Below are 12,025 nucleotides of genomic sequence, written 5' to 3' on the forward strand. Positions count from 1 at the left end.
CTCTCATATTATGAATATGAGCTTTTGAAATAGCTCTAATTTAAAAGTATTAAGCGAATTGACTTCGCAAATGTTTTGCCTTAATCAATGATTAAGGACCCTGCACATTTGTGTTTGTCGAAACTTTGTTCAGTTTTCAAAGGTCTACCATGATCGCTGAAGCTTTAGTAGCAGCAGCATTTAATATATTATCAAGAATCAAAATCAATGTCAAGCACTTTTTTAATTTCTTGATGTTAATCACTTGCGATGACCGCACCGCCGTGACAACGATTATTAATATACAGACATAAGGGCGGGAAGTCAACTCCAGTTTTGGCTATGTCTTTCTCATTCTATAGCAAATGGCGAACTTAAATCACTGTTACCAGTATATAGTTCGTATCTATGGTGAGAACAAGCGAAAACAAACCACCACAGTTGACTCAGCTGTGGTGGTTCCGGACAAATATTTTATTTCACTTTTTTTGATTTTCTTTTTGAGTAATCATTTTCTGCAGATCATCACCGCTAAATTCGTACTTCTTGCCACAAAAACGACAAACAGCTTCGGCATGATGATCTTCATCATAAATAGTCTTTAACTGTTCGAGAGGAAGTCCCGCTAAAGCCTTAGCAAAACGTCCCCGGCTACAATCACAACGGTAGTTAACCGGCATCGTCTGTAAGAAATCGAGTTGCCCCTTACCAAAAATCTTGGTCAAAATCTCTTCTGGCGTCAAATGATCGCGCAGCATCTTCGACACAAGCGGTAAATCCTTAATCGACTTTTCCAGGTGTGCAATCGCATCATCCTTGGTTCCCGGCATCACTTGAATCAAAAAGCCTCCTGCAGCGGTTACTTCGTCATTAGTATCAACAAAAACGGATAAACCAACTGCCGATGGAATCTGTTCTGACTGTGCAAGGTAGTAAGTAAAGTCGTCACCCAACTCACCAGAAACTAACTGTACTTCCCCACTATAAGGCGCCTTGTCATCTGGGCTCATTTTCGTAACCGTTAAGGTGCCATGCTTGCCCACGGCCCCACTGACGTCAAGCTTGCCCTGAGAATTTGCTGGGAGGTTGACATGGGGCTCCTGCAAATACCCCTTCACATCCCCGTTAGCAGTTCCGTCACACACAATTGCCCCACAGGGACCATCACCCTGAATTTTTACCGTCATCGCCTGTGATTTATCAAGACCTGACGTTGACAAAAGCAAGGTCCCAATCAAAGAACGCCCAAAAGCTGCTGAAGCTGTACTCCATGTATCTTGAACGTGGTGCGCATGATTTACCAACTGCGTCGCATTAACCGCATAAGCCCGAAATTGGCCGTCTTTGGTCATGCTCTTTACTAAATAGTCTGTTGAATCCATTTCAGTTTGCCTCCTTAAAAAAAGCAGCGAGGCGCTAATGCCACACTGCTTTCCATCTCGTTAATCTTGATCATCGTGATCCTTTTGGTCGGACTGACCATCATCCGAAGTCGATTGACCATGGCGGTTTTCTTCTTCATTAGCGGTCTCATCGTGTCGAGCATTTTCCTTACGCTCCAGTTCACGCTTCGACTCTTCAAAGGTCGCCGCACGGTGTTCATCCTCCGCCGCAGCTTCATCTTCTGATGGCATCTTCCCGTCATTGTACAAGGAAAGAATTTGCTTTTCATCCAACGTCTCGTACTTCAGCAAAGCTTCAGCAATCAGCTTATGCTGATCACGGTGGGCTTGGATAATCTTGTAGGCCCGCATATGGCCTTCGTTCAAGATCCGCTTAACCTCCTCGTCGACAATAGCCTGGGTATGTTCAGAATACGGTTGTTGACCATAGGATTGTCCTGGGGTCATTCCACCGCTCGTTACCAACTCAACAGGACCGATCTTGTCGCTCATTCCGTACTGGGTAACCATTGCCCGCGCAATCTGAGTTGCCTGTTCAAAGTCGTTGGAAGCACCCGAAGACTGCGAGCCGAAAATGATTTCTTCGGCTGCACGACCACCCATTAAACCGGCAATCTGTTCTTCGGCGTTCTTCTTACTCATCAGCATCTGATCTTCACGCGGCAGCATGATAGCGTAACCACCCGCACGGCCACGCGGTACGATCGTCACCTTGTGAACCACCCGAGCATCATTTAAGACCAAACCAACAATTGTGTGTCCAGCTTCGTGGTAGGCCACGGTTTCCCGCTCCTGCGCGCTGACAACACGGTCATGCTTGGCCGGACCGGCAATAACGCGGTCTTCTGCTTCATCCAAGTCAGCCGCATCAATCTGGTCCTTGTTACGCCGTGCCGCGAGCAAGGCGGCTTCGTTCAAAAGGTTTGCCAAATCAGCCCCGACAAAGCCTGGGGTTTGTTTGGCAATTTCCTTCAAGTCGACATTTCCGGCCAGCGGCTTATTCTTGGCGTGAACCCGCAAGATAGCTTCACGTCCCTTAACATCGGGCCGGCCCACTAGAATCTTCCGGTCAAAACGGCCAGGACGCAGCAATGCTGGGTCAAGGACGTCTGAACGGTTAGTGGCAGCCATCACGATGACTCCTTCGTCACCGTTGAAGCCATCCATTTCAACCAGTAACTGGTTCAAGGTTTGTTCACGTTCATCATGGCCACCGCCAACGCCAGAACCACGACGCCGACCAACCGCGTCAATTTCATCAATGAAGATGATTGACGGTGCCGTCTTCTTCGCCTGCTCGAAGAGGTCACGAACCCGGCTGGCACCAACCCCGACAAACATTTCAACGAAGTCTGAACCAGAAATCGAGTAGAACGGCACGCCGGCTTCACCAGCAACAGCCTTGGCCAGCAAGGTCTTCCCAGTACCCGGAGGCCCCTCTAACAGAACACCAGATGGAATCCGGGCACCCAAACGGGAGAATTTCTTCGGATTCTTCAAAAATTCAACAACTTCAACCAGCTCTTGTTTCTCTTCTTCTTCACCCGCAACGTCGGAGAAGCGAACCTTGTTCTGCTTGGCGTTCGACGGCTTGACATGTGACTTGCCAAAGTTCATCACACCACCGCCGCGGCCGCCTTGACCGGCCTGGCCCATCATCATGTAGAAGAAGAAAATCATAATGACAAGCGGAATGACCGTCAAAATCAGGTTCATCCAGACACTATTGGACTCTTCGGCGCGCGTTGAAATCTTCACGTTATCGCGATTAGCATAACGTTGCAGCTGACCAACAGTCACATCACTCTGCAAAACAGAACTCTGGAACTGGGTCGTACTGCTCCCGCGGTTGCCGGCAAAGGAAATCCCCAAACTGGAACTATTGTTCATCGTCTGGGCCTTCCGATAAGTCCCTGTAATCTTATAAACTCCGCCGTTTGGTTGAACTTGGAAACTCTTAACTTTATTGTCTTTTAATTCGGTGATGAACTCGCTTTGGGAAACGGTCTTGGTCTGACCGGAATTATTATTGCCCCCGAAGAAGAAGTAGGCAATCCCCATGATGCACAAGAAAATCACTGAATAGAAAAGGACGTTATGAGTAAATCCGTTATTTCTGCGATTGTTGTTCATAACAACCTCCTATCAGCAAACGTCGTTCAATCAGTTGAACGCACATAATCATAGCATACCTGACCAACGTTGACCAATAATTTAACCAGCTATTCGGCGTAAACAGATGGCTTTAAAACCCCTACATATGGCAGGTTGCGGTAAAAGCCCTTGTAGTCGAGACCGTAGCCGACCAAAAATTCATTGGGAACGTTGAAGCCGACGTAATCAGCCTTGACGTCAACAACCCGTCCTTCCGGCTTATCGAGCATCGAACAAACCTTGATACTCTTGGCATCGCGGTCCTTTAACAAATCAATAAGGAATTTGAGTGTCCGCCCGGTGTCCACGATATCTTCGACCACTAAAACGTTTCGTCCCTTGATGTCATGCTTGAGGTCGTGGAGCAGCTTGACGTGGCCACTCGACTGGGTTCCACCGCCGTAGCTGGAAACATCAATAAAATCAAGCTGGGCGTAAATGTCCATCTTATCGAAAAGATCGACGGTAAAAAGGACGGCGCCCGTCAAGACCGAAACGATAAGTGGTTTCTTGTCACGGTACTCATCACTCAACTGTTGGGCCAGTTCGCTTTCCCGCTTCTGAATTGCCGCCGCGCTGTAAATGACGCGTTCAATGTCGTTATTCATTCTGTCTTTGATCCTCCCGTTGTGTTCGACCGTCTCACAAGGTAATAGTCATGACCAGCTTGGGGATGCTGCGGATAGTCATACCAAGCCGTTTTGCGCCCAATCACCCACAACACCCGATCATGGCGGTCCACCAAGACCTGCTGACTATGGCGGACATTTGCCGGTACGTGTTGATCGATTAAGATGCGGCTCACCCGCTGATGGTGGCCATTGCGCAGACGCAGACGGTCACCCCGCTGCCATTGACGGATGGACAGTGGCAACTGATCCGGACGCAGCCACATCTTCGCGACCAACTGACCATTAAGATCGGCAGGCCGGCATGACTGAACGGCAATCTGACCTTCCCTTGTGGAAAACCATTGGCCTAATTTTAACACAGCCCCCTCCCTTTGTTGGGCTCTTTTTTGCTCTTTTGCTGGTCTCGTCACGATGAGGTATGAATAGGTCTTCACCAGAAGATGATTCTGTGGCAGCGACATCTGTGCCTGCGGTTTTTGGGGGTTATCAATTAGTGCCAGCAGTTCCTGCAGCAAAGCTTTTTTCAGGTTGATCAGTCCCAACTGCTTCAGCCAGGCCACCAGCACGAGCTGTTGCGCATTAGAGCTCAGCCGTTGGTAAGCCGGGAGAATCAGCTTGCCGTCCTGCACACACTTTTTCATAAGTCGGTTGAGCTCCTCGTCACGAAAGCGCAGCAACGTCACTAATTGATTGTGAAATTCACTTAAGTGGTCAACAACCCGCGGATTTTCCCGTTTGAGGGCCGGCAGGATACGGTGGCGGTAACGATTACGCTGAATCGTTAAATCAGCGTTGGTCGCGTCTTCATACCAGCGAACATGGTTTTCGCGGGCGTACTGACGCAACTCTTTCTTCGTAAAGTCCAAGCAGGGGCGCAGCAAGTAACCACCAGCAAAAGACCGCCGTTTTTGCAAGCCGGCAATGGTGTCAATCTCACCACCCCGCGTCAGTTTCATTAAGATTGTTTCGGCCTGGTCATCCTGATGGTGTGCCGTCAGCAAGACACCAGCCCCGTATTGTTTCATCAATCGAGCAAAATAACGATAACGAAACCGCCGGCCGGCTTCTTCAATCCCGTGGTCAGGGTGTCGGTCACGATCCCAGTGAGCCACTGCCAAAGTCAAGCCGTGCTGTCGGCAATAACAACGCAAAAACTTCTCTTCCTCAATGCTTTGCGAGCGTAATTCGTGATTAACGTGGGCCACGACGATCCGCGGATGCGGAGATGGCAACTGCTGCATCATCGTTAGCAAAGTCATCGAATCCACGCCAGCCGAAACGGCAACGATAGCGACTGGCGTCGTAGCAAAAAAGCGGTCCCCCTGAAGGTCCCGCTTAAATCTATCTAGAATTGTTAACATTAACGACGCCGGCCACCACGACCGCCACGCTTGCCATCCGTCTGCCGCTTCAAAGTCGACAGCCGGGTCTCACTTTCCTTCATGTAATCGGCAAGCATGTCGTTAAAATCTTCATTTTGATGGTGGCGTTGCCGACCACCGAAGCCCCCGCGTGGTCCATGGTTATCATGGAAACGACCATGTGAATGATGGTCATGATCATGATGGAAATCATCACGCCGTTCGTGGTGAAAACCGTGCTCACGTCCGTGCCCATCGTGGTGCCGTTCTTCTTTTGGTAAAGCGGCCTTCATCGACAGGGCGATCTTACCGTCATCGCCGATGCGCATCACCTTTACCGTCACTGTATCCCCCACTGATAAAACATCGTGGATGTCCTTCACAAAACTGTCTGAAATCTGGCTAATGTGAACAAGGCCGGTTTGGTTATCATCTAAATCGACAAATGCCCCAAAATTAGTAATACCAGAAACCTTGCCACTAACTTTCTCGCCAACTTCTACTGCCATGAACTTCTAGGGTCCTCCTAATCATTTTGTTAATCCAAATGAGTTTATATTGAGTATAACATAACAATCAGTCGAAATGATAAGAAAAAGCGGCAGGGGAGCTTTCCCGCGCCGCTTTGTCTCAATTCCAATTAATTGCCCAGGTTGTACAGCGTCTCACCCTTTTTAGCGTAATTGTATTTGGAACGCAAAACTTGCTGTAAATAATCTGGATTATGCAGGGCTTTTACCTGCGACTTCAATTGGCGATTGGTGGTCCGTTTACGCTTCAGAACTTGCTGGGTCTGACTAATTTGACCATTGACCTCAGCTAAAGAATGTCGGGTGCTGATAATCTGTACCCCAAAAATCAGCGCCAAGACTAAGGTTGCCGCCACGATAATTCGCCGCCGCCGGGCATGAACCCGAGCAGCATAGCGAGCATTGACCGCTTGCTGGGCCTGCTTTTGTTGCGAATAAGGTGTATTGATTTGTGAAACGTGTCCCGAACGTGCCATCAGCCGCTCCCCCACTTCTAAAAAATTGCACTATTAGCAGTATAACAACCCGTCTGATCCTTTGTCTAGACCTGCTGAACAGGTATTACATAAATGTAATTTTTAGAAGGGATTGGAATAATCGTGCTCGTATTGCTCATCGACAATCGAGTACATATCTTCAGCCTCCGCCTTTTTTGTCGTTTCAACCACTTTGTTGATTTTCACCTTCTCGGTTTTGTTGCCAAACTTAATCGTCAGAACATCCCCCGCAGCCACACTGCTGCTGGATTTAGCTTGTTTATCATTGATCAAGATCCGCCCCTGATCAGCGATCGATTTAGCAACTGTCCGCCGCTTGATGATCCGGGAAACTTTCAAAAACTTATCTAAACGCATTTTTTAACCTCGCTTTTTTATCTTCCTTATCAACCAATGTCCACCGGGGATGACTTCCCACTCTGCGGACACCAGTATTTGCAATTTGACTAAGCCGATCACGGCCACCAAGGCCCCGACCGGGATGGCAATAGCTAAAACGACTATCATCATCTCCCGGCGACGGCCAAGCCAGCTTTCCAAGAACCGGGCTAAGACATTGACGACAAAACCCATTAGCAGTGCCAACCCCAACAAACGCCCCGAAAAATGATGGCAGTTCCAGTGACGCAACTTTCCTGGCAAAGAAAAATGGATGAGCACGGCAGTCACCAGCAAAGAACTAACCGTTCCCAAGCTAGCGCCCGTGATGCCTATTTGTGCGACCAGCGGATAATTAATGACCGCCTTGACCACCAGGCCCGCCGTGAGCGCCAGCAGCATCGCTCGAAAACGATTACTGCTCTGCAATGCACTGCAATCTAGGGCAATGATCGTCACCAGGGGAATGCTTAGCATCATCACCGCTAGCGCCCCGCTCCCGCGCCGTGATACAAACAACAATTCATTGATCTGCGGCATCAGGAAAACCAGGCCAGCGGTGGCAAAACTGGCAAGGACCAACGCCGCGTGAACAAGGACGCGATAGGTCGTAGCAAATCCTTTCATATCACCTTGCCGCCAGTGTTCGGCCAGGGCCGGGAGGAGCGTCGCTGAAAAAGACGTCGCCACGACGAGGCCGAGTTGGACTAAGGGTTGACCCCGATCAAAAATCCCCTTCTGTACATTGGCAAGGGCAGCCGGCATTCCAGCCGCCAATAATCCACGCTTAACCGTAAAAGAATCGACAAGCTGCAGGACCACCATAATCGAAGACAACCAACACAAGAGCAAGCCTTCCCGGACGATCCGCCGGGCCAACACCGACCAGCGAAGGCGCTTTTGCCCATCAAGCGGCACCGACTCAGGCCGCCAAATTTGCTGCCAGGTCGGGAGCAGAATCAAGAGAGCCACCAAAGCCGCAACCGGCGCACTGGCCATCGCCAGCATCCCCGTCCGGTACACACTCCAATGCTTTTGCACTGCCAGGACTGCCACTGTGATGATCATCGTTACCCTGACGATTTGCTCGCCAACCTGCGAATAGGCGGTCGGTTCCATCTTCAACTGTCCCTGGGCAAAGCCCCGGCCCACTGCCAACCACGGCATCAGCAGAAAGGCCGGGGCCAATCCACGAATAACACTAGCGAGGTGTCGGTCACCCATCCCCCTTGCAATCCATGGCGCGCCCCCAAATAGCAAGAGGGCAATGCCCAGTCCAAAAGCTAGCAGAAGCCACCAGCAACGCCGGGCCACAGCCCGTTGCTGATCAAGGTCATCTTGTTCGGCTACCAGACGAGAAATGAACACCGGCAAGCCGCTGAGGGCCAGGGTTACTTCCAGGCCATAAAAGGGATATACCTGTTGATAGGTATAGAAACCGACATCACCGACCAAGTTCTGAAATGGCACCCGGTAAACCGCACTGAGGATCTTGGTGATCAGGCCCGCTAAGGACAAAATCAGCGTTCCCGCTAAGACTTTAGGCAGGGCTTGTTGTTTTTTCATCGTTAGTACCTTGGGCTTTCTCGGCTAGACTGTCCACCAGTTGCTGGAGTTGGTCAAGCCAGTCCTTTTGTTTCATCTTGGGTTGGATCACCAGGCGAACCGTCAACTGGTCATCCTTACCCTGACTCAGGGTTGCCTTAAACTGGGTCTTGGCAACCGCTTGGATCGCGTCGCGCCCGTTAATTCGACTCGAAGCGTCCTTAGCAAAAAGGAGATAGATTTGGTCGCGCTGCCGGTTAATCCGTGTGATCAAGGCACTGTCAGCCGCATTTTTAATCTGTGAAATCTGCAGCAAGTTAGCAACTGCCGGTCCGTAATCACCAAAGCGATCCATCAGATCATCTTCAATATCCATCACCTCATCGTCACTTTGGGCCTTGCGAATTTGCTTATAGAGTTCGATCTTCTGCCGGGGATCGTTGACGTAGTCGTCCGGCAGGTAGGCTTCGACACCCAGCTCGATCTCGGCATTGGTGGTCTTTGCCACTTTTTGTCCCCACTTCTTGGCAACGGCCTCCGCGAGCATGTCGGAATAGAGATCGTAGCCAACTGTGTCAATGAAACCATGCTGTTGCTTCCCCAACAAGTTCCCGGCACCACGGATAGAAAGGTCCCGCATCGCGATCTTGAAACCACTGCCCAGTTCGGTAAAGTCCCGAATCGCTGCTAGTCGCTTCTCACCCTGTTCAGTCAGCACCTTGTTGCGTTGGTACATGAAGTAGGCGTAGGCCACCCGGTTAGACCGGCCGATTCGCCCCCGAATCTGGTAGAGCTGAGCTAGGCCCATCCGGTCCGCGTTTTCGACGAAGAGCGTATTAACGTTGGGAATATCAACTCCGGTTTCGATAATCGACGTGGTAACGAGAACGTCATAGCCGCCACGAATAAACTCGTAGAGCACCCCTTCCAGCTCCTGTTCGTTCATCTGACCGTGAATGTAGCCAATCCGGGCTTCGGGCACTAACTTTTTGAGATCGCTCACCGTCTTCTCAATGTCCTGCACGCGGTTGTGAAGATAGTAAACCTGACCACCGCGTTGCATTTCCCGCATGATGCCGTCACGGATTGCCCCCGCATTTTCTTCCATCACGTAGGTTTGAATCGGATAACGGCCGGTTGGCGGTGTTTCCAAAACAGACAAATCCCGTACCCCCAGCATCGACATATTAAGGGTCCGCGGAATCGGCGTCGCGGTAAGCGTTAGGACATCCACGTTCGCTTTGATCTGTTTCAGTCGCTCCTTATGTTTCACACCAAAACGTTGCTCCTCGTCAACAATCAGGAGCCCGAGGTCGTGAAAGTGAATATCCTTAGACAATAACCGGTGCGTCCCGACGACAATATCGATCGACCCGTCGGCCAAGCCCTTTTCGGTCTGTTGCATCTCTGAATTGGTCTTAAAGCGTGACATCAAAGCAATCTTGACCGGGAAGTCCGCAAAACGGGCACTCATGGTATCAAAGTGCTGCTGGGCCAAAATTGTCGTCGGCACCAAAAAGGCGACCTGCTTGCCTCCGGTAACCGCCTTAAAGGCTGCCCGCAATGCCACTTCCGTTTTGCCAAAGCCAACATCACCGACTAGCAAACGATCCATCGGCTGCGGCTTTTCCATGTCGGATTTAACTTCTTTAATGCTCCGCAACTGATCCCGTGTTTCTGAATACGGAAATTCGTTGTCAAACTTGTTCTGCAAGTAATCATCCTTGGGAAAGGCAAAACCTTTTGCTGTCTGCCGCTTGGCATATAAGTCCACTAACTCGCCGGCGATGTTCTCCAGTTTGGCGGACACCCGCCGCTTGGTTTTCGCCCATTCGTTGCCGCCCAGTTTGTTCAGCTGCGGGCGCCGGCCCTCGCTAGCAACGTACTTTTGCACCAGGTGTAACTGGGTCACCGGCACGTAAACCTGGGCGTTATTGCGGTAGTTAATAACGATGTAATCCTGGTGGACTCTGTCTACCTCCATCGTCTTGATCCCCGAAAAGAGGCCGATGCCATGGTTAACGTGCACGACATAGTCACCTGGCTTGAGGTCGGTATAGGACTTGATTCGTTCAGCATTAGCCAATTTTTGTTGGCGGGGATGCCGTTTTTGAACTTGCTTGAACATCTCGCCTTCTGTGATGACCACCAATTTGGCCGCCGGCATTTCAAAACCGTTGGCGAGATTAGCTGCTACGAGTTGGGTGACCCCATCCCGCAAATGATCGAGCGAAGTCTCAACTACCGGAATCTTAAAGTCAGTCAGGGTCTGGGCAATTTTGTTACGCCGTTCCTGACTGTTGGCCATCAGAACCACGGTCTGGCCCTGCTCGCGCCACTGTTTCAATTCTGTCTGCAGTAGTTTCATCTGGCCGAAGAAACGCTGCATAGTCCGGCTTGTCAGATCGACCAACTGGTCAAAACGCTGCTGACTCATTCCCTTTCTAAAGAGGGCCATGAACATTTGCGCCTGGGGGGCCTGGGACAATAGCGCGTTGACGTCGTTGCCAAGGCTCTTGCTTGAACTCAGCTGGTGATCCTCGACTTTAGCCGTCAGCCAGTCATGCTCATCACTATCGATGCGCTTCAGGGCTTCTCCGATCCGCTGCCAATTATTGATATAGAGCTGTCCTTGCGGGTTAAGGTAGTCAATCAGGGAATGATGGTGGGGATACAACAGATTTCCATAAGCCAATAACTCATTCGGCAGCTCATGCTTATCCACAGCGGCTATGAGATCAGCAAAATGTGACTTGAGATTGGCTGCCTGTTCTTCGTCCTTGGCAGCCAACTGGGGCAGGGTCTGTTCTTCCTCTTTTTTCAGCGCAGCAACGAGCGGCTGGACTTCCTTTTCCCCGAGCAGAAGATCAGTAGCCGGCAGGATCGTTACTTCGTCAACGTTATTGATGCTACGTTGACTGCTGACATCGAAATATTTCAGAGAGTCGACCTCCGTATCAAAAAGGTCGATCCGTACGGGATTATCGGTGTTCAGCGCGTAAATGTCGATAATTGAGCCCCGGATCGCAAAGTCCCCAGGACGCAAAACCATTTTCTGGCGCAGGTAACCCATCAGGGCCAGTTGCTTGCGCAATTGTTCTGGGTCAACTTCCCCACCTCGTTTAATGGTCATTGCGGCCCGGCCAAAAATCTCTGGAGCGACGAGGTTCCGTCGTAAGCCCGCTGCCGTGGCAACCACAATTGCCGGCCGGTCATGCAGCAAGGCATTTAAGGCCTGCACCCGCTGCAAACGGTAATTTGGCGAACTAGTGGCAATTTCCGTTGCCAGGTTTTCTTCCACCGGAAAGGGGTAGACAGCGTCTTCGGACAAGAGATTGGCCAAATCATGACTTAGCTCCTCCATGTGAAACATGCTATCGACAATCAATAACTGGCTGTGGTACAAATGCTGGTGCAGCGCCGTCAGCAGCAAGGTCTGGGCAGTGCCTTCACTGCCAGTGACCAAAAGGTGCTGCCCTTTTTTCAAGCCGCTTAGAATCTGTTGAAATTGTTCACTTCGTTCCAGAAAAGAAGTTAACTGCACCT

9 protein-coding genes are annotated in these 12,025 nt (G+C 50.5%); all 9 read right to left on the minus strand.

Annotated elements, in window-relative coordinates:
* Positions 1 to 458: 458 nt before the first annotated feature.
* Positions 459 to 1,361, minus strand: a complete 903-nt coding sequence (hslO, locus tag QOR82_RS00460) for an Hsp33 family molecular chaperone HslO (protein WP_283582804.1) — start codon at positions 1,359 to 1,361, stop codon at positions 459 to 461.
* 60 nt (positions 1,362 to 1,421) lie between these two features.
* The gene (gene ftsH / locus QOR82_RS00465) at positions 1,422 to 3,515 is read right to left on the minus strand and encodes an ATP-dependent zinc metalloprotease FtsH (RefSeq protein WP_326521477.1); all 2,094 of its coding nucleotides are present in this window, start codon (positions 3,513 to 3,515) and stop codon (positions 1,422 to 1,424) included.
* An 89-nt stretch (positions 3,516 to 3,604) separates the two neighbouring features.
* Entirely contained in the window at positions 3,605 to 4,144 is a 540-nt protein-coding gene (hpt, locus tag QOR82_RS00470) for a hypoxanthine phosphoribosyltransferase (protein WP_283582805.1), read from the minus strand.
* Positions 4,141 to 5,529 carry a tRNA lysidine(34) synthetase TilS gene (gene tilS / locus QOR82_RS00475; RefSeq protein WP_283582806.1) on the minus strand — a complete coding sequence of 463 codons (1,389 nt, stop codon included), beginning with the start codon at positions 5,527 to 5,529 and terminating at the stop codon, positions 4,141 to 4,143. Before tilS ends, hpt begins: the two co-directional genes overlap by 4 nt.
* Entirely contained in the window at positions 5,529 to 6,038 is a 510-nt protein-coding gene (locus QOR82_RS00480) for a S1 domain-containing RNA-binding protein (protein ID WP_283582807.1), read from the minus strand. Before QOR82_RS00480 ends, tilS begins: the two co-directional genes overlap by 1 nt.
* A 131-nt stretch (positions 6,039 to 6,169) precedes the next feature.
* Positions 6,170 to 6,535 (minus strand): FtsB family cell division protein, encoded by a 366-nt coding sequence (locus QOR82_RS00485; RefSeq protein WP_283582808.1) that lies wholly within the window; start codon positions 6,533 to 6,535, stop codon positions 6,170 to 6,172.
* Between the two features lie 102 nt (positions 6,536 to 6,637).
* Complete coding sequence (locus QOR82_RS00490) at positions 6,638 to 6,913, minus strand: RNA-binding S4 domain-containing protein (RefSeq protein WP_283582809.1); 276 nt, start codon at positions 6,911 to 6,913, stop codon at positions 6,638 to 6,640.
* A 3-nt stretch (positions 6,914 to 6,916) separates the two neighbouring features.
* Positions 6,917 to 8,500, minus strand: coding sequence for a putative polysaccharide biosynthesis protein (locus tag QOR82_RS00495; protein ID WP_283582810.1), 1,584 nt, complete (start codon positions 8,498 to 8,500; stop codon positions 6,917 to 6,919).
* The gene (gene mfd, locus QOR82_RS00500; protein WP_283582811.1) at positions 8,475 to 12,023 is read right to left on the minus strand and encodes a transcription-repair coupling factor; all 3,549 of its coding nucleotides are present in this window, start codon (positions 12,021 to 12,023) and stop codon (positions 8,475 to 8,477) included. Before mfd ends, QOR82_RS00495 begins: the two co-directional genes overlap by 26 nt.
* Between the last annotated feature and the right edge of the window lie 2 nt (positions 12,024 to 12,025).

It is taken from the genome of Limosilactobacillus difficilis (assembly GCF_947387495.1).
Classification (GTDB): domain Bacteria; phylum Bacillota; class Bacilli; order Lactobacillales; family Lactobacillaceae; genus Limosilactobacillus; species Limosilactobacillus difficilis.